The sequence below is a fragment of the Stutzerimonas chloritidismutans genome (assembly GCF_020783375.1).
Taxonomy (GTDB): domain Bacteria; phylum Pseudomonadota; class Gammaproteobacteria; order Pseudomonadales; family Pseudomonadaceae; genus Stutzerimonas; species Stutzerimonas kunmingensis.
Window position 1 is genome coordinate 814,520 of record NZ_CP086067.1, and the last position, 22,495, is coordinate 837,014.

Sequence of the window (22,495 nt, forward strand, 5' to 3'; positions counted from 1 at the left end):
AGCCCAGCGTTTCAGCGCTTCGGTCAGGCAACGTCCCCCTCGGCTAGCGCACTTTCCACCGCTGCCGCAGCAGCGCAGCTCACTACCCTTCGGCGCTCTGCATATCGCCCAGCTGCCAGCCTACTGCCTGTGCTTCCGCCAGGCGCAGGTCGTTCAGCAGCGCTTCGCGGTCTGGGTGTCGTTCGTTGGCCAGCGCACCGTTGGCGAGCAGCTCGGCATGTTGGGTGGTGGCTTTATCCCGGAGCCAGGCCAGGCGCTGCAGGGTCAGTGGCGTGCAGCTCTGTCCGCTGAGGTCGTCCTTGACGTCCAGCCAGTGCGAGCGCCAGGCTTCCTGCAGGTACAGCCCGCCCAGATCGCCAGCCAGCGCGTTGCGCCAGCGACGCATCAGGCCGCTCAGCCAGTCCAATACCGTTTCGCTTGCGCCGCGGCCAGTCAGCTCTCGATGCAACCGCTGGTAGGCATCCAGCGCGATGCGTTTCTCCAGCTCGAAATCGGCCAGTGCCCATGTCTCGCTTTGTTGCTCCATACGCAGCAGGCAGGCAAACAGCTGCCGTGTCTCGAAACGTTCGGCGGGATGAAAGCCAGGCGAGGCCAGGCCGTCGCTGTTGTACTGGCGCAGCGGGTCGAAGGGGTAGAGGTAGCCAAAATCAAACAGGCGGATGCGGCCATCGTCCAGGGTGTTGCCCGGTGCCAGATCCCACTCGAACAGGCCAGCCAGCACCAAGACGATCAGCAGGTCGAACAGCTCGACGAGCTGACGCTCATCCCAGCGATCGATGCGCCGGCCTTCGACCCAGGGCGACAGCACGATGCCCTGCTGCAGCGAGGCGTACTGCGTCGGCACGATGCCGGCCAGGCGTTCGGCCTGCTCCGGCGTGCGCATCAGCCGGGCAAGGTCGCGGCGGCGCTGCAGCTCGTTGAGAAAGCTCGTCTGGCCGTCGGAGTTCTGCACCCGACAGGGCCGCCGGGCGACCTTCAGCGCCCAGTCGCGCCCATCCAGCTGTACGCGGTAGACGCGCGCAGTCAGACCGTCATCGAGGCAGGCACGCACCCAGGGCTCGTCGCCGCGCACCGCCGCCAGTTGTTCCGGTGGCAGCGGGCAATCCTCCACGCGGCCCAGGCGAAACTCGGTGCCGCTGGCAAGAAAGGCCAGCTGGGCCTGACGCCGTGCCGCTGCGGTCAGCGAGGCGGCACTCATCGGGCCTGCACCACGATGACCTTGTCCGCGCCCAGTACGCGGGCGAAGGCATAGGGCTGGCTGGGCGAAAGCAGGCGATGCGTTCCCGCGCCGATGGCCGGGTGGCGCGCACGGAACTGGCCGATTCGCTGCCAGTGCTCGATCAGTGCGGCGACCTCGGGTCGCTCATGCTCGGCCCAGTTCATCGGGCTGCGGGTGCCCTGATACGGGTCCGAGCCACTGGGCCCGAAGGCGCGGGCGCTTTCGTCACCGTAGTAGACCTGCACTGCGCCGGGCGCCAGCAGCAGGGCGGCGGCGAGGCCGCGCTGGCGGGTCAGGTCGCCCTTGGCCAACTGGTTGAACAGGGCGGTGTCGTGGGACGAGGCATAGCTCAGCAGGTTATGGCTGGGCGTCTCGGCCAGGCGCCGGGCATAGTCGGCGTAGCTGGGCTCGGCGGCCGCGAGGCAGTCGCTGGCGGCTACGGCCTGCTCCTGAAAGTCGAAGTTGATCAGTGCGTCGAAGCCTTGGTCCAGGTAGTCGCTGGCCTCCGGGCCGTGGCCGAATACTTCGCCGACCATCCAGAACGGCTCGCCGGCCATGGGGTCGTCCGGGTTGGCGCGCGCCCAGTCAGCACGCGCGCGCTCGGCAGCGGTGCGCAATTCGGCCCAGGTCGATGGCTCGACGTGCTTGACAGTGTCAGCACGGAAACCATCGACACCGTATTCGCGGACCCAGAGTGTCAGCCATTCGATCAGGTAGTCGCGCACGCGATAGCCCTCGCGCGGCTCGGCACGGGTCTGCGCCTTGCGCGCGAGAAACTCGGGCAGCTCGACGATGGCTTCGGACTCGGTACGGAAATCCGGCAAAAAGGCCAGCGAGCCCTTGAGCGGATCAACCGTGCTACTGGGCGGTGTGTCGTAATCGGCGATGCCGGCGCGCACCCAGTCGCGGCCCCACCAGGCAGACCAGCTCGGGTGCTCGTAGTCCACCAAGTTGTGGTAGGCGTGCAGATTTTCGTGGGCTTCCGGCTGCCAGGTGCTCCATTGCTCGGGCAGATACTCGGCCATGCCGTCGCGCAGGGCGCCGAAGCGCTGTTGCTGCATGTCCTGCAGGGTCGAATAGCCCGGATGGTTCATCACCACATCGAACAGCACGCGGATGCCGCGGGCATGGGCCGCGCTGATGAGGGTGCGCAGGTCGTTGTCGTCGCCCATGTTGGCGTCGAGTTGGGTGAAATCCAGCGCGTAATAACCGTGGTAGCCGTAGTGGCGGAAGTCGCCGCTATCGCCGCCGCCAACCCAGCCGTGGATCTGCTCGTAGGGCGCACTGATCCACAGCGCATCGACGCCGAGGCTGGCGATATGGTCGAGCCGTTCGGTCAGCCCCTTGAGGTCGCCGCCGTGGAAGGTGCCGATTTCGTCGGCCCCGTCTGGCTCGCGGCCATAGCTGCGGTCGTTGCCTGGATCGCCGTTGGCGAAGCGGTCGGTGAGCACGAAGTAGACGATCGCGTTACGCCAGTCGCGCGGTGCCGGTTTGGCCGGCTCGGCGGCTTCGAGCAGCAAGAGGCCGTCGCTGCCGGCGTCGGGTTGCAGTGTCACCTGGCCGTTGCGCACCACCGCCGTGGCGCCGGATAGCGCATCGCGCAGGGTATAGCCATCGCGGAACACGTCGCCAACCGCCACGTTTACCGGTCTGCCATCCCAGGCCTGGCAGACCGGTGCCGCTGCCTTCGGCTCGGCGGCCTTGACTGGTAACAGGCGCAGCGCCGCTGAGGCGCCGGTCTCGACGATCAAACGATAGCGCCCCGCCTCGGGCACTTCGTAGCGGTAGGCGCTGTCTTTGCCAAGCGGCTGACGACGGAACGGCGCAAGCGCGGTGTTTTCGACGCCTGCTTGCGGCATCGCCACATGCAGCCGACCGGGTTCGAGTTCCAGCTCCGTGTCGTAGCGATCGGCTGCCAGGGCGTTCCAGCTCGGTGACAGCGGCTGGTCGTTCAGGCGAACGCTCAGCTCGGGAGCGGCGAGGCCGGACAAGGGCAGGGCGAGGCCGAACAGTAGCGGCAGGGCGGATAACCGGTGGGCACGCATCAAATGTGGCTCCATTATGCTTTTTCGTTACATTTGACCGCACGTTGGCAGTCGGGTATAGGCGTAAACGCCAGGCTGATGGCGTATTTTGTGCCGTTTCGAAGGTCTGTCTACGCCCCGCTTCTACGCCCTCCGCCCCCTCGGGGAGGAGGATGCACATGGCCCAGGACGCGCCGAGGATGGAACGACTGCCAGAGCCTCAGGCCGGCAGCAGGTGGAACAACTAATAAGAAGCCACGAGGAAAGCGAAGCATGAACAAGAAATTCTGGTGTATCGCCACCGTCGGCCTGGCGGCCACCTTCAGCCTGCCGCTACCGGCGCTGGCGGCGATCGAGGAAGGCAAGCTGGTCGTCTGGATCAACGGCGACAAGGGCTATAAAGGCCTGGCCGAAGTCGGCAAGAAGTTCACCGCCGAAACCGGCATTCCCGTCGAAGTGGCCCACCCGGACAGCGCCACCGACAAGTTCCAACAGGCAGCCGCCACCGGCAACGGCCCGGACATCTTTATCTGGGCCCACGACCGCATAGGCGAATGGGCCAAGAGCGGCCTGCTCACCCCCGTCAGCCCCAGCGCCGAGACCAAGTCGGGCATCGCCGACTTCTCCTGGCAGGCGGTGACCTACGACAACAAGCTGTGGGGCTACCCGATTTCGGTGGAAACCATCGGCCTGATCTACAACAAGGCGCTGGTGGACACCCCGCCCAAGACCTTCGATGACGTCATGGCGCTCAACGAGAAGCTTGCCGCTCAGGGCAAGCGCGCCATCCTGTGGGACTACAACAACACCTACTTCACCTGGCCGCTGCTTTCGGCCAAGGGCGGCTACGTGTTCGAGCAGACCGACGGCGGCTACGACGTCAAGTCCACCGGGGTGAACAACGCCGGCGCCAAGGCCGGTGCACAGGTGCTGCGCGATTTGATCGACAAGGGCGTGATGCCCAAGGGCGCGGATTACAGCGTGGCCGAAGCGGCCTTCAACAAGGGTGACTCGGCGATGATGATCAGCGGTCCCTGGGCCTGGTCGAACATCGAGAAAAGCGGTATCGACTTCGGCGTGGCACCGATCCCGGCGGTCGATGGCGAGCCGAGCAAGCCCTTCGTCGGTGTCGCTGCGGCACTGCTCAACGCGGCCAGCCCGAACAAGGACCTGGCCGTGGAATTCCTCGAGAACTACCTGCTGCAGGTCGAGGGCCTGAAGACGGTGAATGCCGACGTGCCGCTGGGCGCCGTGGCCAACACCGCCTACATGGAAGAGCTGTCTGTCAACCCGCACATCAAGGCGACCTTCGAGAACGCCCAGATGGGCGAGCCGATGCCCAATGTGCCGGAGATGGGGGCGTTCTGGTCGGCCATGGCTGCCGCGCTGACCAACATCTCTTCCGGTCGACAGGATGTCGACGCCGCCCTGGACGATGCCGCCAAGCGCATCACCCGTTGAACCGCTCGCCGGCCGCCTGCACAGGCGCGCCGGCAGACTAAGCTCCGTTCATAAAGGTTCTTCTCCCGTGAATGCCCGTGCCGAGTTGCCCAGCCCTGCCATGACCCGTTCGACTCCCCGGGGCCTGCCCCGCTCCCTGACCACCGGCCTGCGCTGGCTGCTTTGGCTGGCCTTCAACGCCTTCGCGCTGTATCTGGTGGTCGCGCTCTACGTCCAGAAGCAGATGGCCTTCGCTCTGCTCGGGCTGGTGGTCACCGGCATCGCCAGCTACCTGTTCATCAATCGGCGCATGTACGCCCAGCGCTACATCTTCCCGTCGGTGGCGGGCATGCTGGTATTCGTCATCTTCCCGCTGCTCTATACGGTGGGCATTGGCTTCACCAACTACAGTGGCACCAATCTGCTGAGTCAGGCCCAGGTTGAGCAGTATCACCTGAGCCAGACCTACCTCGCTGGCGAGCGCTTCCGCTTCAGCCTGCACCCGAGCCCGGAGGGCGAGCGCCTGCGCATCGACAAGGGCGAGCAGGGCGTGTTCGTCAGCCCGCCGCTGACCGGCGAGCCTGACGCCGAATCGCCGCTGCTCCTGCAGCCGGCCGAAAGCGTCGAGGGGCTGGGCGATGCGCTGGCGTTGCGCGAGGTGATTCAGCGGCGCAAAGCCCTGGAGCAATGGGTGATGCAGGTGCCGGATGGCAGCCTGCTGCGCCTGTACGGATTGCGTGAAGTCGCCGCCGTGCAACCCGTCTATCGTCAGGATGGCCCCGGCGTTCTGGTCGACACCCGCAGCGGCGCGCGGCTGACCGCCGACATGGAGCGCGGCTTCTATGTCGACGAGGCGGGCAAGGCGGTGCCACCGGGCTTTACCGTGTTCACCGGCTTCGCCAACTTTTCCCGGGTGCTGACCGAACCGAGCATCCGCGAACCTTTCATGCAGATATTCGCCTGGACCTTCGCCTTCGCCGGCCTCACGGTGGTCTTCACCCTCGCCGTTGGCCTGGTGCTGGCCAGCCTGCTGCAATGGGAGCTGGTGCGCGGCAAGGCGTTCTACCGGCTGATGCTGATCCTGCCGTATGCGGTGCCAGCATTCATTTCCATCCTGGTGTTCCGCGGCCTGTTCAACCAGAACTTCGGCGAGATCAACCTGCTGCTCGACAGTCTGTTCGGCATGCGCCCGGACTGGTTCAGCGACCCGGCCCTGGCGCGCACGATGATCCTCATCGTCAATACCTGGCTCGGTTACCCCTACATGCTGCTGCTGTGCATGGGTCTCCTGCAGGCGATCCCGCGGGACCAATACGAGGCTTCGGCCATCGACGGCGCCAGTCCGCTGGACAACCTGCTGCGCATCACCCTGCCGCAACTGATCAAGCCGCTGATGCCGCTGCTGATCGCAAGCTTCGCCTTCAACTTCAACAACTTCGTGCTCATCACCCTGTTGACCCGCGGTGGCCCGGACATCATCGGTGCGACCACGCCGGCCGGCACCACGGACCTGCTGGTGAGCTACACCTACCGCATCGCCTTCCAGGATTCCGGGCAGGACTTTGCCCTGGCCGCGGCGATTGCCACGATGATCTTCCTGCTGGTGGGCGCCATGGCGCTGCTCAACCTCAAACTCTCGAAAGTGAAGGTATAAGGAGACCCACATGGCCATGGTGCAACCCAGATCCGCCCGTTACCGGCTGTGGGCAACCCACGCGGCGCTGCTGGCGTTCGTGGCGGTGATCCTCTTTCCGCTGCTGATGGTGATCTCGATTTCCTTCCGCGAAGGCAACTTCGCCACCGGCAGCCTGTTCCCCGAGAGCCCGACCCTGGAGCACTGGTCGCTGGCTCTCGGCATCCCCTACACCCATGACGACGGCAGCGTCACCCAGCCGCCGTTCCCGGTGCTGTTGTGGCTGTGGAATTCGGTGAAGATCGCGCTGGCCAGCTCGGTGCTGATCCTGCTCCTGTCGACCACCAGCGCCTACGCCTTTGCGCGCATGCGTTTCGGCGGCAAGGCGCCGATCCTGAAGAGCATGCTGATCTTCCAGATGTTCCCGCCGGTGCTCTCGCTGGTGGCCATCTACGCGCTGTTCGACCAGCTCGGCCAGCACGTCAGCTGGCTCGGGGTGAACAGCCACGGCGCGGTGATCGTCGCCTCGCTGGGCGGCATGGCACTGCACATCTGGACCATCAAGGGGTATTTCGAGAGCATCGATGCCTCGCTGGAGGAGGCCGCCATCGTCGACGGCGCGACCACCTGGCAGGCGTTCTTCCATATCCTGCTGCCGATGAGCGTGCCGATCCTGGCGGTGGTGTTCATCCTCGCGTTCATCACCAGCGTCACCGAGTACCCCATCGCCTCGGTGCTGCTGATGGACGTCGACAAACTCACTCTGTCGGTGGGCGCCCAGCAGTACCTGTATCCGCAGAACTACCTGTGGGGCGATTTCGCCGCGGCGGCGGTGCTCTCCGGGATACCCATCACCGCGGTGTTCCTCTACTGCCAGAAGTGGATCGTCGGCGGTCTTACCGCGGGCGGCGTGAAGGGCTGAAGGATGTAGCGAAACAGGGCGCCAGACCGGGGAGCGGACGCCATGCGAGCCGGTGCGCCAGGCCACGACGAGAACAATAACGAGAACAGGGAGCCGTCCATGAATGCCTCGATGCCAGCCTTGCTGCCGCTGATCCCCACCAAGCTGGCGATCCCCGTGCTGCCGCCGGGCCTGCTCGAACGCCCGCGACTGGACGAGTGGCAGCTGCGCCTACCGCAGGTACGCCTGGCCGTGCTGCACGCCGCCAGCGGCTTCGGCAAGACCACCCTGGCTGCGCAGTGGGCGCGGGCCTTCGATGGACGCGTCGCCTGGCTGCAGCTGCATGCCAGCGACAACCTGGCGCTGCAGTTCGGCCGCTACCTCACCCAGGCGCTGGACCGCCAGCTCGATGCCGGCTGCCCGCTGTCCGCGGCACTCGCCGAGCAGGGACAGGTCTCGCTGGATGCGCTGTTCACCCAGCTGTTGGCCGAACTGCCGGGCGAGCACGAGGCGATCCTGATCGTGCTCGATGAGTTCGAAGTCCTGCACGAGCGTGAGCTGATCGCCGGGCTGCGTTTCTTCCTGCGGCATATGCCGAGCTGGATGACCCTGCTGGTGTGCAGCCGCCGGCTGCCGGAGCTGGGCGTGGCCGAGCTGCGGGTCAAGCATCAGCTGCTGCTGCTCGATGCCCGCCAGCTGGCCTTCGAGGACGACGAGGTGCAGGCCCTGCTGGAGCTGGGCGTGCCGGTGAGCATCAACCGCGAGCAGGTCGAGCGGCTCAACCGCCGCATCGGTGGATGGCCCTGCGCATTGCAGCTGGCGCTGCAGGAAGTGCAGACCAGCCGTGGCATGGACCTGTTCCTGGAAAACCTGCTGCTCGGCCACCCGGATATCCGTGACTACATGCGCGAACAGGTGATCGACGGCCTGCCGCAAGACCTGCGCGGCTTTCTCGAGGCGACCTGCCTGCTCGACCGCTTCGATGCGGCGCTGGCCGACCGCCTGACCGAAGCCTGCCACGGTCGCGAGATGCTCGAACGGCTCGAACGCGGCGGCCTGTTCATCCAGCCGCTGGACAGCCTGCGCCGCTGGTACAGCTATCACCCGTTGTTCGCCGTGTTCCTGCAGGGCGAGCTGCGCACCCACCAGCCGCAGCGGGTCAACCAGCTGCATCTGCGCGCCGCCGAGGCGTTGCTGGCCGAGGGCATGCCCGAGGAAGCCGCGCGGCACGCGGTGCAGGCCGGCGACCCGCAGCAGGTTGCGGAAATCCTGCAGCGCCATGGGCGTGCCTTCTATCGTCAAGGCCGTCTCGGGTTGCTGCAGCAGTGCCTGGAAACCCTGCCGGAGCCGGTGATCGCCGGCTCGCCGCTGCTCACTCTCCTGCAGGCCTGGGTGTCACAGAACTCCTACCAGTTCGATCACGTCGAGCGCTGGTTCAAGGCCGCCGAACTGGCCCTGCAGCGCAGCTGCTCGGAGCAGGACTGGGCGCGCATCGTCTGCGAGTTCAACGCGGTGCGCGCGCAGGTGGCGATGAACCAGGGCGACGAGCAGCGCGCCATCGCCCTGGCTCAGGAGGCGCTGACCTGCGAGCCGCTGATCATGCGCACCTCGCGGGTGGCGGCGATGTCCGGCCTGGCCGAGGTGCATTTCGTCCAGGGTGCACTGCCGCAGGCACAGAAGCAGTACGAGGAAGCCGAACGCCGCGCCCGTGAGATCAACGCCTCGCATCTGGTGGTCTGGAGCCTCGGCCAGTTGTCGGAGATCGCCATCGCCCAGGGCCATCTGCAGAAGGCCTACACCCTGCAGGAACGGGCCATCCAGTACATCGAACAGCAGAACCTGCAGGCCACGCCGATCGTCGAGTTCATCTACCGGGTGCGCGGCCAGGTGCTGCTGGAATGGCACCAGCTGGATGCCGCCGAGCAGTGCGCACTGCAGGGTATCCAGATTCTCGACGAGCTCGGCGACCAGCGCTGGCGCCTGCAGAGCCACGCACTGCTGGCCGGCGTCGCCTACGCCCGCGGTCAGCAGAACGCCTGTGCCGACTACATCAGCCAGATGCAGACGATGCTCGCCGACGACCGCTACCACATCGACTGGTTGGCCAATGCTCATGCGGTGATGCTCGCCTACTGGGATTCCAGCCAGGATCGTGAGGCGATTCGCCAATGGCTGATCAGCGCGCCGCCGGTCAGCGCCGGCGCCAACCACTTCTCCCAGCTCAACGCGCGCAACCATGCCCGTGCCCACGTGGCGCTGGGGCAGCTGGACAGCGCGTTGCCGATCCTGCGCCAGTTGCTGACCGACGCCGAGCGCCACGGCCTGGTGATGGATCGCAACCGCAACCACATCCTTCTGGCGCAGCTGCACTGGCTGCGTGAAGAACGCCAGCAGGCGCTGGATCACCTGCAACGGGCCATGACCCTGGCCAGTGGCAGCGGCGCCGTTGGCAGCTTCCTGCGGGTCGGCAAGCCGATCATCGGCATGCTCAAGTGCCTGCTGCACGAGCGCACCCTCGACGAACCGGAAGCCCAGCGCGCCACGCGGCTGATCCAGCTGGCGCAGCAGCAGCGCGACTTCAGCCGCGCCATCCGCATCACCCTCGACGAGGCGGTGATCCAGGACATCATCAATCGCCCCGACGTGCCGGAGCTGATCCGCCGCTCACCGCTGACCCGGCGCGAATGGCAGGTGCTGAGCCTGATCCACGCCGGGCAGTCCAACGAGCAGATCGCCGATCACCTCAACGTTGCGCCCACCACCATCAAGACGCACATCCGCAGCCTCTACCAGAAGCTCAACATCACCCACCGCAGCGAAGCGGTGCAGCTGGCGCGCGACCTGCTGAGCAAGATTCAGGGCGACTAGCGCCGCTCGCCGCCGCCGAGGCGACCGGCTATGCTCGCGGGCCGTACAGCACAACAGGGATGTGGCGGATGATGACGACAGCTCATCGAACCGCCCGGCGCGCGCCGGGCGCAGTACAGCACGACGGAGGCCGCCCATGAGCCTGACCCGCGTGCTGTTTATCGCCGCCGTCCTGGGCCTCGGCTACAAGCTGTGGAGCGGCCATCAGCAGGAGATGCTGCTCCAGGCAGGCACGACAAGTAGCCCCTCGGGGTTCATCTCGGTGGCGATGCCCGGTGGCGCGCGCCCGGGTGTGGTGATGGTCTTCGCACCGGTCAATTGCCCTTCCGACGCAGCGCGGCGCGCCGACGAGCTGGCGGCCGGGCTGTCGCGCCTGGGCATCGCAGTGCAGCGTTCCAGTCATTTCACTACCGAGGCCACCAACCCCGACGCCGAACAGCAGGCCCAGCTCCAGCGCACCGTCGCGGTGCTAAACGGTGGCATTCCGGCGGTGTTCTTCAATGGCATGGGCAAGGCCAACCCGACCCTGGACGAGGTGGTGGCCCAGGTACGCGCGCCGCGCTGAGCGGGTGGCGACCGGGCTGTGCTGCGTCAGGACTCCGCTCAGCCCTTCCACTGCGTCTGGGCGAAGGCGGGCAGGGCGTTGGCGCGCTGCGAGGCTGAGGCCAGATGCGGAAAGGCGCCGTCCGGCGCCAGCGTGTCGGGCAGGGTGAGACGGGCGAAGTCGTAGGCGACCACCGCGCTGATATCCACCTGACCCAGGCACTCGCCCAGCAACGGTCGTTCGCCGCGTTCGGCCTGGCAAGCGTCCAGCAATGCCAGTGCGCCGCGTGCCTGATCCTCGCAATGACGATACCAGTCGTCCCAGACCAGCCCTTCCGGCCGCCGATCGCGTTCGTAGTACGCCGCCACGGTTTTCTCGCAGGCACCGACGGCGAAGGCCAGCAGGTTCATCGCCTCGCTGCGCTGGGGGCCGGCCAGCGGCAGCAGTGCGCGCTCGGCGCCCGCCTGCTGATCGAAATAATCGAGAATGGCGTTGCTGTCGATGAGCACCTGGCCATCGTCCAGCACCAGCGCCGGCAAGCGACCCAGCGGCGAGTATTCGCGAATCTTCAGACTATCCGTCAGGACGCTGAGCGGTTCGTTGGTGAATGGTATGTCCAACAGATGCAGGCTGACGCCGACGCGGCGGACGAAAGGCGACATGTAGCGACCGATCAGTTTCACAGGCAGTGCTCCAGAGGCGATTGGACAGTGCATCAACCCTAGTCGAGCCCGCCGGTGGATGCGAAGGCGCCGGGCCGAACCGTCCATCGCCTCGCCCGCTCACCGCCGGGCGGGGGAGGAGGAGCGCAGCGCCAGGCTGTGGCACCCTCGGGCCTTCAGAGATGGAGGCGTTGCCATGGCGATGAGCGAGAAACAGAAGATGCTGGCCGGCGAGCTGTACTACCCCGGTGACCCGGAGATCCTTGCCGATCAGGCCGCGGCCAAGGCCTGGATGGTGCGCTACAATGCAGCGCTGGCGGCCTCGCCGGACGAGCGTCGGGCGCTGCTGGCCGAGCGGCTGGCTGCGGTCGGCGCCGGCGCGGTGATCCGCCCGCCGTTCCACTGCGACTACGGCTACAACATCCACCTGGGCGAGGGCGCCTTCCTCAACTTCAACTGCGTGATTCTCGATGTGGTCGCGGTGCATATCGGCGCCGGTGCGCAGATTGGTCCTGCGGTGCAGCTCTACACCGCCGATCACCCGCGTGACCCTGAAGCACGCCGCTCGGGCGTCGAGTTCGGCCGGCCGATCCGTATTGGCAAGAATGTCTGGATTGGCGGCGGAGCGATCATCCTCCCCGGCGTGACGGTCGGTGACGATGCGGTGATCGGCGCCGGCAGTGTGGTGACCCGTGACGTGCCGGCCGGCGCCACGGTGGTCGGCAACCCGGCGCGGATGCGCTGACCGGCTCGCTGTCTACGCCCTCGGCAAGAGAGCCGTCTACGCCCGGCCCTTACGCCTGCAAGAGCTCGCCGCCGGAGGATGTTGCGACCGGATGCCGCACCTAGAGTGGCCACATCTTCACTGGTCACTCATAGGTAACGTGGCATGTCCGAGCAACTTCAGAATTGGTGGCGCGGCGGGGTGATCTATCAGGTCTACCCACGTAGTTTCTTCGACAGCAACGGCGACGGCGTGGGCGACCTGCCCGGCGTGCTGCACAAGCTGGACTACATCGCCAGCCTCAACGTCGACGCCATCTGGCTGTCGCCTTTCTTCACCTCGCCGATGAAGGATTTCGGCTACGACGTGGCCGACTACCGCGGCGTCGATCCGCTGTTCGGCACGCTGGACGACTTCGTCCGGTTGGTCGAGGCCTGCCACGAACGCGGCATGCGCGTGCTGATCGACCAGGTGCTCAACCATTCTTCCGACCAGCATCAGTGGTTCGTCGAAAGCCGTTCCAGCCGCGACAACGACAAGGCCGACTGGTACGTCTGGGCCGATCCCAAGCCGGACGGCACCGTGCCGAACAACTGGCTGTCGGTGTTCGGCGGCCCGGCCTGGAGCTGGGACAGCCGGCGCCGGCAGTACTACCTGCACAACTTCCTCTCCAGCCAGCCGGACCTGAATTTCCACTGCCCGGCCGTGCAGGATCAGGTGCTCGACGACATGGAGTTCTGGCTCAAGCTCGGTGTGGACGGTTTTCGCCTGGATGCAGCGAACTTCTACTTCCACGACGCCGAACTGCGCGACAACCCGCCGAACACCGAGATCCGCGAGGGCAGCATCGGCGTGCGCATCGACAACCCCTACGCCTACCAGCGCCACATCTACGACAAGACGCGGCCGGAGAATCTGGAATTCCTTCGCCGTCTGCGTGCCCTGCTGCAGCGCTATCCCGGCGCCTCCTCGGTGGCCGAGATCGGCTGCGACGAATCCTTGCGCACCATGGCCGCCTACACCAGCGGCGGCGACACCCTGCACATGGCCTACTCCTTCGACCTGCTGACCGAACAGTGCAGCCCGGCCTATATCCGGCATACCGTCGAGGGCATCGAGCGCGAACTGGCTGACGGCTGGTCGTGCTGGTCCATGGGCAACCACGATGTGGTGCGGGTGATGACGCGCTGGGCCCTCGACGGCCGGCCCGACCCGGAGCGCGGCCGGCTGCTGATGGCACTGCTGTTGTCCCTGCGCGGCAGTGTCTGCCTCTATCAGGGCGAGGAGCTGGGCCTGCCGGAAGCGGAACTGCGCTACGAGGATCTGGTCGATCCGTACGGCATTACCTTCTGGCCGGAATTCAAGGGCCGCGACGGCTGCCGCACGCCGATGCCGTGGCAGAGCGAGGCGCACCATGCCGGCTTCACCGGCAGCCAGCCGTGGTTGCCGGTGGACGACTCGCACCGTTCGCTTTCCGTGGCGGCGCAGGAAGCCGATCCGCACTCGATGCTCAACTGCTACCGGCGCTTCCTCGGCTGGCGGCGCGAGCAGCGTCTGCTGATCGAGGGTGACATCCGCATGGTCTACCATGACGACGCCTTGCTGGTGTTCGAGCGCCGGCTCGGGGGGGAGGTCTGGCTGTGCCTGTTCAACCTCGGCGATCTACCGCGCAGCTACGAGCTGCCGGCCCAGGCGGTGCCGCTGGTGGACGTGCCGGCGAGCTTCGCCGAATACGATGGGCAATGGGCGCGCCTGCCGGCCCATGGTTTCGGCTACGTGCGTCTCGAGGGTTGAGGGAGATCCGGCAGCGGCGGGGTTGGCCCTCCGCTGCACCAGATAACGAGAGCTTGGCGGCATCCAACGGAGAACAACAACGATGGCCAGTGTCACGCTGCGCGACATCTGCAAGAGTTACGACGGTACGCCGATCACCCGGCATATCGACCTGGAAATCGAGGACGGTGAGTTCGTCGTCTTCGTCGGTCCATCCGGTTGCGGCAAATCCACCCTGCTGCGACTGATCGCCGGGCTGGAGGACATCACCTCGGGCGATCTGCTGATCGGTGACCAGCGGGTCAACGACCTGCCGCCCAAGGATCGTTCGGTGGGCATGGTCTTCCAGTCCTACGCCCTCTATCCGCACATGACCGTGGCCGAGAACATGGCCTTCGGCCTCAAGCTCGCCAGCGTCGATAAGCGCGAGGTCGCCCGTCGCGTGGAAGCGGTCGCGGAAATCCTGCAGCTCGACAAACTGCTCGAACGCAAACCCAAGGACCTTTCCGGTGGCCAGCGCCAGCGCGTCGCCATCGGCCGCACCATGGTCCGCGAGCCGAAGGTGTTCCTGTTCGACGAACCCCTGTCGAACCTCGACGCCTTCCTGCGCGTGCAGATGCGCATCGAGATCGCCCGTCTGCACCAGCGCATCCGCTCCACCATGATCTACGTGACTCACGACCAGGTCGAAGCCATGACCCTGGCCGACAAGATCGTCGTGCTCAACGCCGGCGAAATCGCCCAGGTCGGCCAACCGCTGCACCTGTACCACTACCCGAAGAACCGTTTCGTCGCCGGCTTCCTCGGCTCGCCGCAGATGAACTTCGTCGAGGTGCGCGCCATCTCCGCCAGCCCGGAAGCCGTCACCGTGGAACTGCCCAGCGGCTATCCACTGACCCTGCCGGTGGATGGCAGCGCCGTCAGCGCTGGCGACCCGCTCACCCTCGGCATCCGCCCCGAACACTTCGTCATGCCGGACGAAGCCGACTTCACCTTCCACGGCCAGATCACCGTGGCCGAACGGCTGGGCCAGTACAACCTGCTGTACCTCACCCTGGAACGCCTGCAGGACGTCATCACCCTCTGCGTCGACGGCAATCTGCGTGTCACCGAAGGCGAAACCTTCGCCGCCGGGCTAAAAGCCGACAAATGCCACCTGTTCCGTGAAAACGGCGAGGCCTGCGCCCGGCACTATCGGGAGCCGGCGATTTATGGGTGAGTGAGACCGCCCCGCTGGTCTGGCGGCAGGGTTTAGCTAGGCCAGCTCTAATTGCGCCTGATCGAGTGCGGTAAATCGGCTCCTTCAGGCTGCTCAGTGCCGACGTCATACAGAGAGGCACGGTCCGCCTGATCGGTGAAGCTAGAACCGTTGCCGTGGCGTTTGCTTGGTCGCGTCAAAGGCCTGGGGGCTCATCTGTCGGCCAAGGCCAGGTTCACACCGAGACCGGCAAATGATGCCGCGAAGCCCCGGCGCAGCCAGGCCTGAACGCGCTGCGATTCGATGACCGCCTTGCGGAAGGCGTGCGCCAGCAGGCCGTAGACAGTAAAGATCGCGAATGTCATCAGCATGAAAGTCGCGCTGAGAACGAGCAGCTGCCCAAGCTCATCGCCGGCGCCCGGCCGGATGAATTGCGGCAGGAAGGCCAGGAAAAAAATGGTCAGTTTCGGGTTCAGCAAATTGACCAGCAGCGCCTTAGCAACCAATGATCGAACCCTGAGTGGTTCACTATCGCCACCCACCGCCAGCGCAGAGCGTTCACGCCAGGTCGCGTAGGCGAGATAGAGCAGGTAGGCAGCACCGGCATAGCGCAGAGTCTCGAAGACCAGCGCACTGGAATGCAGGATCGCCGCGATACCGAGAATGGTCGCCAGCAGATGCGGCAGAATCCCGAGCGTACAGGCTGTCGCGGCCAGAATACCGGCGCGACGGCCGTGCATCAGCGCCGTCGAAACCGTATATATCACCCCCGCGCCGGGTATCAGCACGACGACCAGGCAGGTAGTCAGATATTCGAGGCTGGGCATTTGGGCTCCTTGATAAGGGGCTGATCGACTGAACCAGCATAGAGCATTGACGGGCACCGCCCCAACCGGGCGCTTATCGCATCGCATGGTTCGTCGAAGGCCGCTGCCGCGAAAGCCTCGAGACCTGAGCGCTGGACCCCGTCTGCCCCGCGAGAGTCAACCGCGGTAGTCTGGCGCTTCGCGTCGGTTATGGCGCATTCGCTCGGAGCCACAGTGAGGTACGAATGCAGGTCAGAAAATCCTCTCGATTGTTCATCGTGGATGCTGATGGACGCCTTTTACTTTTCTTGTACAAAGACGAGCATGAAGCGCCCTTCTGGGCGACCGCCGGGGGCGAGCTACAACCTGGCGAAAGCTACGCCGATGCAGCAGCAAGGGAGCTGTATGAGGAGACCGGCCTAACGCTTCACGTCGGAAAGCTGCTGAAAGAACGAGATGAGGTATATGCCGTAGCACGCTCGACACCGGCGCGCTGGCTGGAGAAGTACTTCCTCGTGGAATGCCCTGCGGACACGAGCGTGTTCGCGGCAAAATGGACCGAAGAAGAAAAGAGCACCATTCAGAAATGGAAGTGGTGGAGCTTGAACGAACTGCAAGACCAGACCGCATCCCTATTCAAGCCCACGTGGCTGCCTGAACTTCTGGGCGCTCTCTTAAGTGATCGTCAGTGCAGCAGCTGATTCTGATCGGCGTTCACTTCTAGGACGGGGTTAGCGGTGGGGTGACCCAGCGGAGTGGCCGAGTCGCTACTAAAGCCTTGCACGAGAGCGTGAACGTGCAAGGGGAAGCGTGCCGAGGCCTCCAGTATTTTCCGATACACGAAAAAAAGCCCCGAGAATCTTGAGATTCTCGGGGCTTTGTATTTGGTGCCGGGGTCACCTGAACTCGGATCGTAACCTACTGATACTTATATCTTTTACTGGTTTATAAAATCTAAGGGATACATGTAGGGATACATTTTTCTAGCTGCTGGGCTGTTTTTTTCGACTTTTTCCAGAAGGCCATTGCGGGCCGGTCCTTATGTCTTTGGTCGCCTCGCTGAATGTGCGAACCTCCCAAGCCGAGTCAAGCCGCCATGCATTCATGATTCGGGCGGCAACTTTTCACCCTGCTTTCGTACGTCGGGTGCCTGTTTCGGCGGGTCCATCATGAAGCCGGGGCGACAGGTTCCGTCAGTCAGCATGATGCAGTAAAAATTCTCAGCATACGCACGATCCTCCGCATCATCTGTTTCGTCCCTACTTGGCTGCTCTTGATCTATCGCGGCGGCGCGGTGCTGTTTAGGGCGTTGCCTGAAATACAGCAGTAGGCCGACTAGAACAAAGCCGGTGATCAGGATGACGCTTGCGAGCGTGAGAGTGTTCATAGTGTCTCCGACGATTCCATGCGACGGTTACGGGGTGCATCGGGTTCTTCGTAAGCTAGTCTATGCCTGCTGACCTTGGTTGCCTGCACGTCCGACTCGGGAATGACTGCTTTCGAGGCATCTGAACCGGCGCCGAACATAACGCAGTGAGAATGGATGCACTCTTGCCTTTACAGCCAGTTGCGGACTCTGTCGCTCTGTCCAATCTGGTAGGCGGAGTCGCTGCCGCAAGTAGTCTCGAAATGAGTTCATGATGCCCTCATGGCCCTCATGGCCCTCATGGCCCCAACCAATGCTAGATATACACACCCAAACCTTCGAAATTTGCTGGTTTGACTGGATACCAGCTTGGATACCGCAATTTTGGATACCACTGAATCAAGAACGCTAAGGGCGGTAAAGCTGTGCCGTGGTCGGTACGCAAAAGTCTGGTACGCAAGCTGGTACGCACGGAAATGGACGTTTCAACGTTGCGCACCATTTGCCTTGATTCTTTAACTCGGAGTCTGCAGCTGCCTGGTCGGTGCCAGCCTCCATAGGACAGCGTTTGCCATGTAATCCTAATCCCGCACCTTTCAAGCTGCCGTTTAACGGTAGAGGGAGGCCCTTACGGCTATGCGGCCTGGTCCGCAAGGAGCTATCACGGGAAATAGTCCGTCCGTAAACTTTACCTGTACACGTAGCTAGACTAGATGTGTCCTCTCTGTGGACATATTGTGTGAGCGACTGACTCAACAAGCGAGCCGTTCAGCCTGCAACTGAAATGGCGGTCGGCAAAGACAATTGCAGACCAGCGCGGTAACAAGGAGCAAATACAGATGAAAAAACCGGCTACGGTAGCCGCCCTAGAGGACCTAGGACGCGTAAGGCTCTCCAAACACTTCTTCATGCGCGATTTCCTGTATTCGGAAATCTCGCAGATTGAAGGCATTCCCAACATCCCGGATTACCCTGACCGTGCCATTGAAGCTGGGCGTCAGCTTTGCGAATTATTGCTGGAGCCGCTCCAAGATCGTTTTGGCCGGATCTGCATTCGCTCCGCCTATCGGGCTCCGGCAGTTAATGCGAAGGGCGCAGAAAACAAAAACCAATATAGTTGCGCCGCAAATGAGAGCAACTTCGGTGGGCATATTTGGGATTACTTGGATACCGACGGCTATCTGGGTGCGACCGCTTGTGTTGTGGTGCCGGCGTTGTTGCCCTGGTATGAGGAGCGGCAGGACTGGACGCCGCTGGCTTGGTGGATTCACGACAATTTGCCCTACGCCAGCCAGTTCTGGTTTCCAAAACTGGCGGCGTTCAATTTACGGTGGAGCGCGAATCCGAAAACGCTGCCCTCTATCAGCACTTATGTGGCGAATCCGCATACCGGAGATAAGCGGGCGCTGGTGAAGGAGGGCGTCGCCACGCTTAGTTTAGAGGAGCGCAAAGCGATCATCCGGCCTTGGTTAGCCAGCTTGGAATAAATTCAAACCGGCATGGTCGTTCGCTCGAAGTAGCTTCAAGTTGAGCGAGTGGATCTGCATAGATCCGTTTAGCGGACCGCTAGGGGTTTAGCTTTACCCGATGATGGCACAAAGATACTGTGGCTATCGCAGCATCTCTTAGCGGTGCTGCTGCACGTCAAGGATGGCCTTCAAGCGCGCTTTCATTAATGCATACTCGCTTCCTCAGGCTGTTCGGCTCGGGCATTAATCGCCCTTGTCGGGGCGTCCGAATTGCTATCGTTTTGGGACCGGCGCATGGACAAGAAGTCATTATCCGAGCGGGATATCTGCAGCAAATTTATCTCGCCTGCGATCGCCATGGCGGGCTGGGATATTCAGAAGCAGGTCCGTGAAGAAGTCAGCTTCACCAAAGGGCGCATCATCGTGCGCGGCAAGCTGCACAGCCGCGGCGAGTCACGCCGCGCTGACTACATTCTTTACCACCAGTCGAACCTGCCAATTGCTGTGATTGAAGCAAAGGACAACAAGCATTCCCTGGGCTCGGGTATGCAGCAGGCGCTGGGTTACGCCGAGGCGCTGGATGTGCCCTTCGTGTTCTCGAGTAATGGCGATGGATTTTTGTTCCACGACCGCAGCGGCACAGGTGATCAGGTCGAAACGGAACTGAGTCTAGGCCAGTTCCCCAGCCCTGGAGAACTCTGGCAGCGCTATTGCCAATGGAAGGGGTTGGACGCCCAGGCCCAGCACAAGATCGAGGCGCCTTACTACGACGACGGCTCCGGACGCATGCCGCGCTATTACCAGATGAGCGCCATCAACCGCACGGTTGAGGCTGTAGCTCGCGGGCAGGATCGTGTGCTGCTGGTCATGGCCACCGGCACCGGCAAAACCTACACCGCCTTCCAAATCATCTGGCGGTTGTGGAAGTCCAAGCAGAAGAAACGCATCCTGTTTCTTGCCGACCGCAACATCCTGGTCGATCAGACCAAGAACAACGACTTCAAACCCTTCGGCCAGGCGATGACCAAGATCGCCAAGCGGCAGATCGACACGTCCTATGAGATTTATCTGTCGCTGTATCAAGCTGTCACCGGCGCCGAGGAAGAGCAGAACGTCTACAAGCAATTCTCCCGAGACTTCTTCGATCTGATCGTGATCGACGAATGCCACCGCGGCAGCGCAGCGGAGGATTCAGCGTGGCGAGAGATTCTTGACTACTTCTCCGGTGCTACCCATATCGGCCTTACCGCCACGCCGAAGGAAACCAAAGAGGTTTCCAGCATCACCTACTTCGGTGAGCCGGTGTACAGCTACACCTTGAAGCAAGGTATCGAAGACGGCTTTCTCGCACCGTACAAGGTGGTTCGCATCGACTTCGACAAGGACCTGCAAGGCTGGCGGCCGCCCAAGGGCATGCTCGACAAGAACGGCGAGCTGATCGAAGACCGCATCTACAACCTCAAGGACATGGACCGCACCCTGGTGATCGAGGCGCGCACCCGACTGGTGGCGCAGAAAGTCAGCGAATTCCTCAAGGCCACCGATCCGTTCCAGAAGACCATCGTCTTCTGCGATGACATCAACCACGCCGAGCGCATGCGCCAGGCTCTGGTCAATCTCAATCCCGAGCGTGTGGCCGAGAATCGTAAGTACGTCATGCGCATCACCGGCGATGACCAGGAAGGCAAAGCCGAGCTGGATAACTTTATCAACCCGGAAGAGCGCTACCCGGTGATTGCCACCACCAGCAAGCTGATGACCACCGGTGTCGATGCGCAAACCTGCAAGCTGATCGTGCTCGACCAGCACATCAAGTCGATGACTGAGTTCAAACAGATCATCGGTCGCGGCACTCGTATCAACGAGGATTATGGCAAATACTGGTTCACCATCATGGACTTCAAAAAGGCCACCGAGCTGTTCGCCGACCCGGCCTTTGACGGTGACCCGGTGGTGGTTTACGCCCCCGAAGGTAGCGAGCCTCCCGTTCCGTCCGACGATTTACTTGAAGGCGACGGCATCAGCGCTGGCAATGAGGGGGATGGCGATGATCTGGACTTTACCGGCGAGAGTGACGGCAAAAAGCGCATTAAGTACGTCATCGACAATCTGCCAATCTACGTCATCGCAGAGCGTGTGCAGTACTACGGCCCGGATGGCCGACTAATCACCGAGTCGCTGCACGACTACACCCGCGCCTGCGTGCACAAGCAGTTCGCCTCGCTGGATGACTTCTTGCGCCGTTGGAGTGATGCCGAGCAAAAGAAAGCCATCATCGACGAAATGGCCGCCCAAGGCGTGATGTGGGAAGCCCTTGCCGAGGAAGTGGAAAAGAAACAGGGCAAGCCGCTAGACCCGTTCGACCTGATCTGCCATGTCGCCTTCGATCAGCCAGCTCTTTCACGCTGCGAGCGCGCCGCACAGGTGAAAAAGCGCAACTACTTCGCCAAATATTCCGGCGCAGCCCGCCAGGTGCTGGAAGCGCTGCTGGATAAATACGCCGACACCGGCATCGAGCATATCGAAGACATCAAAATCCTCCAGCTCGACCCTTTCAGCCAATACGGCGCGCCCATCGAACTAATCAGGGCTTTTGGCGGCAAGGCTGGCTACAACAAGGCCATCCATGAGCTGGAAGACGAGTTGTATAGCGCCTGAGGCGAATTATTTAGGAGTTAACCCATGACGGGAGCACGTCAGCCCCTGGTGCGCACACCGCTATTTCCTCTTTATTCGGAGGTGGCAGCACTGCTGCGTATTTTTGATGGTATCAACAAGGATCAGGTGCGCAGCCTAATCAAAGCCGTTCACGAGCAGACGGGCACGCCACAGAACACCGTCGACTGGAGCCAGCCGAGCGTCTGGATACCCGAACGGCTGAGCGGTGCCGACCGACAGCTGGCTCAACGGATCTGGGATGAAAGCCAGCACACAGTAAACCCCCGGCACATCTATGGGGCTTATCTGTTTATCAACACCTACCAGCTTCTGAGCCTCAATGCCCTCGGGCAATACTCGCTTGAGCGTCGTGGAAAGGATTTCATCGCCTTCGACCTTACCCTGCTGCGGGAGTTGGATGAGTCCGAAGGACTGCCGCAACTGCTAGCCATTCTGGCCGCCCATTCGCCGGGTAAACGCGCTGATCTGCTGGAGGAGTGGACGGAGTTTTTGCTGGAACACTCCAATCACAAAACACCATCAAGCATCAACGCCACCCTTCGCCAACGCTTGCTCAACCTAACAGCGCGCGGCTACGTCAGTCGTGAGGGCAATACATACAGCATCACCAGCGCTGGGTTGGACTACGCCGCTCCGCAGGGTCCTCGTCCGCAGCTGCAGGCTCATCACAACGTTTTTAGCGCCATCAAGGATTACAATGCCGCGCAAACCATCGCCTTGCGAGAGCGCTTGGAATGCCTTGATCCCTACCGCTTCGAGGAACTGATCAAGGACCTGTTGGAAGCCATGGACTATGAAGATGTCCAGGTCACCAAACAGAGCGGCGACAAGGGGATCGATGTCATTGCCAAGTTCCAGTTCGGTATCACCGAAATCAAGGAAGTGGTTCAGGTCAAACGCCACAAAGCCAACATTACCCGTCCGGTGCTCGACCAGTTGCGCGGAGCCCTGCCACTGCATAGCGCCTTGCGCGGGACCATCATCACGATCGGTGGCTTTGCCAAGGGGTGCAAGGATGTGGCGCTGTTCCCCGGAGCAGCCCCTATCACCCTGATCGACGGCGACAAGCTCATTGAGCTGCTGATCAAGCACGGCGTCGGCGTTAAACAGAAAAAGCTATCGCTGCTGGAAGTTGACGACAGCTACTTTGAAAGCTCGCCCTTAGAGCCTCTGAACGAATAAGGTTTTC

General features: G+C 62.9%; 17 protein-coding genes. 12 read left to right on the forward strand and 5 right to left on the reverse strand.

The window, feature by feature from the left end:
• Positions 1 to 82: 82 nt before the first annotated feature.
• A complete protein-coding gene (locus tag LLJ08_RS03745) occupies positions 83 to 1,198 on the reverse strand; it encodes a protein kinase family protein (protein ID WP_228208241.1) in 1,116 nt (371 codons plus the stop codon).
• Positions 1,195 to 3,264, reverse strand: a complete 2,070-nt coding sequence (locus LLJ08_RS03750; RefSeq protein WP_228208896.1) for an alpha-amylase — start codon at positions 3,262 to 3,264, stop codon at positions 1,195 to 1,197. Before LLJ08_RS03750 ends, LLJ08_RS03745 begins: the two co-directional genes overlap by 4 nt.
• Positions 3,265 to 3,516: 252 nt before the next feature.
• Here LLJ08_RS03750 and malE point away from each other — a divergent pair, with 252 nt between their 5' ends.
• The 5 genes from malE to LLJ08_RS03775 all read left to right on the forward strand — a co-directional run bounded on the left by malE (position 3,517) and on the right by LLJ08_RS03775 (position 10,650).
• Complete coding sequence (gene malE / locus LLJ08_RS03755; RefSeq protein WP_228208242.1) at positions 3,517 to 4,704, forward strand: maltose/maltodextrin ABC transporter substrate-binding protein MalE; 1,188 nt, start codon at positions 3,517 to 3,519, stop codon at positions 4,702 to 4,704.
• Positions 4,705 to 4,771: 67 nt separating this feature from the next.
• Positions 4,772 to 6,337, forward strand: a complete 1,566-nt coding sequence (gene malF / locus LLJ08_RS03760) for a maltose ABC transporter permease MalF (protein WP_228208243.1) — start codon at positions 4,772 to 4,774, stop codon at positions 6,335 to 6,337.
• A 10-nt stretch (positions 6,338 to 6,347) separates the two neighbouring features.
• Positions 6,348 to 7,238 (forward strand): maltose ABC transporter permease MalG, encoded by an 891-nt coding sequence (gene malG, locus LLJ08_RS03765; protein WP_179485742.1) that lies wholly within the window; start codon positions 6,348 to 6,350, stop codon positions 7,236 to 7,238.
• A 99-nt stretch (positions 7,239 to 7,337) separates the two neighbouring features.
• The gene (gene malT, locus LLJ08_RS03770; protein ID WP_221103231.1) at positions 7,338 to 10,085 is read left to right on the forward strand and encodes an HTH-type transcriptional regulator MalT; all 2,748 of its coding nucleotides are present in this window, start codon (positions 7,338 to 7,340) and stop codon (positions 10,083 to 10,085) included.
• Between the two features lie 136 nt (positions 10,086 to 10,221).
• Positions 10,222 to 10,650 (forward strand): hypothetical protein, encoded by a 429-nt coding sequence (locus LLJ08_RS03775; RefSeq protein WP_228208244.1) that lies wholly within the window; start codon positions 10,222 to 10,224, stop codon positions 10,648 to 10,650.
• Positions 10,651 to 10,688: 38 nt separating this feature from the next.
• Here the strand turns inward: LLJ08_RS03775 and LLJ08_RS03780 are convergent, their stop codons facing one another.
• Positions 10,689 to 11,312 (reverse strand): glutathione S-transferase family protein, encoded by a 624-nt coding sequence (locus LLJ08_RS03780; RefSeq protein WP_228208245.1) that lies wholly within the window; start codon positions 11,310 to 11,312, stop codon positions 10,689 to 10,691.
• 175 nt (positions 11,313 to 11,487) lie between these two features.
• On the opposite strand from LLJ08_RS03780, the gene LLJ08_RS03785 reads away from it, so the two are divergent.
• The 3 genes from LLJ08_RS03785 to malK all read left to right on the forward strand — a co-directional run bounded on the left by LLJ08_RS03785 (position 11,488) and on the right by malK (position 15,007).
• Positions 11,488 to 12,036 carry a sugar O-acetyltransferase gene (locus LLJ08_RS03785; RefSeq protein WP_228208246.1) on the forward strand — a complete coding sequence of 183 codons (549 nt, stop codon included), beginning with the start codon at positions 11,488 to 11,490 and terminating at the stop codon, positions 12,034 to 12,036.
• A 144-nt stretch (positions 12,037 to 12,180) separates the two neighbouring features.
• Positions 12,181 to 13,809: an alpha-glucosidase gene (locus LLJ08_RS03790; RefSeq protein ID WP_228208247.1), complete on the forward strand. Its 1,629-nt coding sequence runs from the start codon at positions 12,181 to 12,183 to the stop codon at positions 13,807 to 13,809.
• Between the two features lie 82 nt (positions 13,810 to 13,891).
• The gene (gene malK, locus LLJ08_RS03795) at positions 13,892 to 15,007 is read left to right on the forward strand and encodes a maltose/maltodextrin ABC transporter ATP-binding protein MalK (protein WP_228208248.1); all 1,116 of its coding nucleotides are present in this window, start codon (positions 13,892 to 13,894) and stop codon (positions 15,005 to 15,007) included.
• Between the two features lie 191 nt (positions 15,008 to 15,198).
• Here the strand turns inward: malK and LLJ08_RS03800 are convergent, their stop codons facing one another.
• On the reverse strand, positions 15,199 to 15,813 hold the full coding sequence (locus LLJ08_RS03800) for a LysE family translocator (protein ID WP_228208249.1): 615 nt from the start codon (positions 15,811 to 15,813) through the stop codon (positions 15,199 to 15,201).
• Between the two features lie 224 nt (positions 15,814 to 16,037).
• Between LLJ08_RS03800 and LLJ08_RS03805 the strand changes: the two genes are divergently transcribed.
• Positions 16,038 to 16,493: an NUDIX hydrolase gene (locus tag LLJ08_RS03805; protein ID WP_228208250.1), complete on the forward strand. Its 456-nt coding sequence runs from the start codon at positions 16,038 to 16,040 to the stop codon at positions 16,491 to 16,493.
• Between the two features lie 401 nt (positions 16,494 to 16,894).
• Here the strand turns inward: LLJ08_RS03805 and LLJ08_RS03810 are convergent, their stop codons facing one another.
• Positions 16,895 to 17,179, reverse strand: a complete 285-nt coding sequence (locus LLJ08_RS03810) for a hypothetical protein (RefSeq protein WP_228208251.1) — start codon at positions 17,177 to 17,179, stop codon at positions 16,895 to 16,897.
• Positions 17,180 to 17,997: 818 nt separating this feature from the next.
• Here LLJ08_RS03810 and LLJ08_RS03815 point away from each other — a divergent pair.
• The 3 genes from LLJ08_RS03815 to LLJ08_RS03825 all read left to right on the forward strand — a co-directional run bounded on the left by LLJ08_RS03815 (position 17,998) and on the right by LLJ08_RS03825 (position 22,488).
• Complete coding sequence (locus LLJ08_RS03815) at positions 17,998 to 18,645, forward strand: peptidase M15 (protein ID WP_228208252.1); 648 nt, start codon at positions 17,998 to 18,000, stop codon at positions 18,643 to 18,645.
• 276 nt (positions 18,646 to 18,921) lie between these two features.
• Positions 18,922 to 21,285, forward strand: coding sequence for an EcoAI/FtnUII family type I restriction enzme subunit R (gene hsdR / locus LLJ08_RS03820; protein WP_228208253.1), 2,364 nt, complete (start codon positions 18,922 to 18,924; stop codon positions 21,283 to 21,285).
• A 24-nt stretch (positions 21,286 to 21,309) separates the two neighbouring features.
• Positions 21,310 to 22,488, forward strand: a complete 1,179-nt coding sequence (locus LLJ08_RS03825; RefSeq protein ID WP_228208254.1) for a restriction endonuclease — start codon at positions 21,310 to 21,312, stop codon at positions 22,486 to 22,488.
• Positions 22,489 to 22,495: the final 7 nt, after the last annotated feature.

Excerpts from the sequence above, each read along its gene's own strand:
- malG (WP_179485742.1), top strand. The coding sequence starts at position 6,348 with ATGGCCATGGTGCAACCCAGATCCGCCCGTTACCGGCTGTGGGCAACC.
- malT (WP_221103231.1), top strand. The coding sequence starts at position 7,338 with ATGAATGCCTCGATGCCAGCCTTGCTGCCGCTGATCCCCACCAAGCTG.
- LLJ08_RS03750 (WP_228208896.1), bottom strand. The coding sequence starts at position 3,264 with ATGCGTGCCCACCGGTTATCCGCCCTGCCGCTACTGTTCGGCCTCGCC.
- LLJ08_RS03790 (WP_228208247.1), top strand. The coding sequence starts at position 12,181 with ATGTCCGAGCAACTTCAGAATTGGTGGCGCGGCGGGGTGATCTATCAG.
- malE (WP_228208242.1), top strand. The coding sequence starts at position 3,517 with ATGAACAAGAAATTCTGGTGTATCGCCACCGTCGGCCTGGCGGCCACC.
- LLJ08_RS03810 (WP_228208251.1), bottom strand. The coding sequence starts at position 17,179 with ATGAACACTCTCACGCTCGCAAGCGTCATCCTGATCACCGGCTTTGTT.
- LLJ08_RS03815 (WP_228208252.1), top strand. The coding sequence starts at position 17,998 with ATGAAAAAACCGGCTACGGTAGCCGCCCTAGAGGACCTAGGACGCGTA.
- LLJ08_RS03800 (WP_228208249.1), bottom strand. The coding sequence starts at position 15,813 with ATGCCCAGCCTCGAATATCTGACTACCTGCCTGGTCGTCGTGCTGATA.
- malK (WP_228208248.1), top strand. The coding sequence starts at position 13,892 with ATGGCCAGTGTCACGCTGCGCGACATCTGCAAGAGTTACGACGGTACG.
- LLJ08_RS03775 (WP_228208244.1), top strand. The coding sequence starts at position 10,222 with ATGAGCCTGACCCGCGTGCTGTTTATCGCCGCCGTCCTGGGCCTCGGC.
- LLJ08_RS03745 (WP_228208241.1), bottom strand. The coding sequence starts at position 1,198 with ATGAGTGCCGCCTCGCTGACCGCAGCGGCACGGCGTCAGGCCCAGCTG.
- LLJ08_RS03805 (WP_228208250.1), top strand. The coding sequence starts at position 16,038 with ATGCAGGTCAGAAAATCCTCTCGATTGTTCATCGTGGATGCTGATGGA.
- LLJ08_RS03825 (WP_228208254.1), top strand. The coding sequence starts at position 21,310 with ATGACGGGAGCACGTCAGCCCCTGGTGCGCACACCGCTATTTCCTCTT.
- hsdR (WP_228208253.1), top strand. The coding sequence starts at position 18,922 with ATGGACAAGAAGTCATTATCCGAGCGGGATATCTGCAGCAAATTTATC.
- LLJ08_RS03785 (WP_228208246.1), top strand. The coding sequence starts at position 11,488 with ATGGCGATGAGCGAGAAACAGAAGATGCTGGCCGGCGAGCTGTACTAC.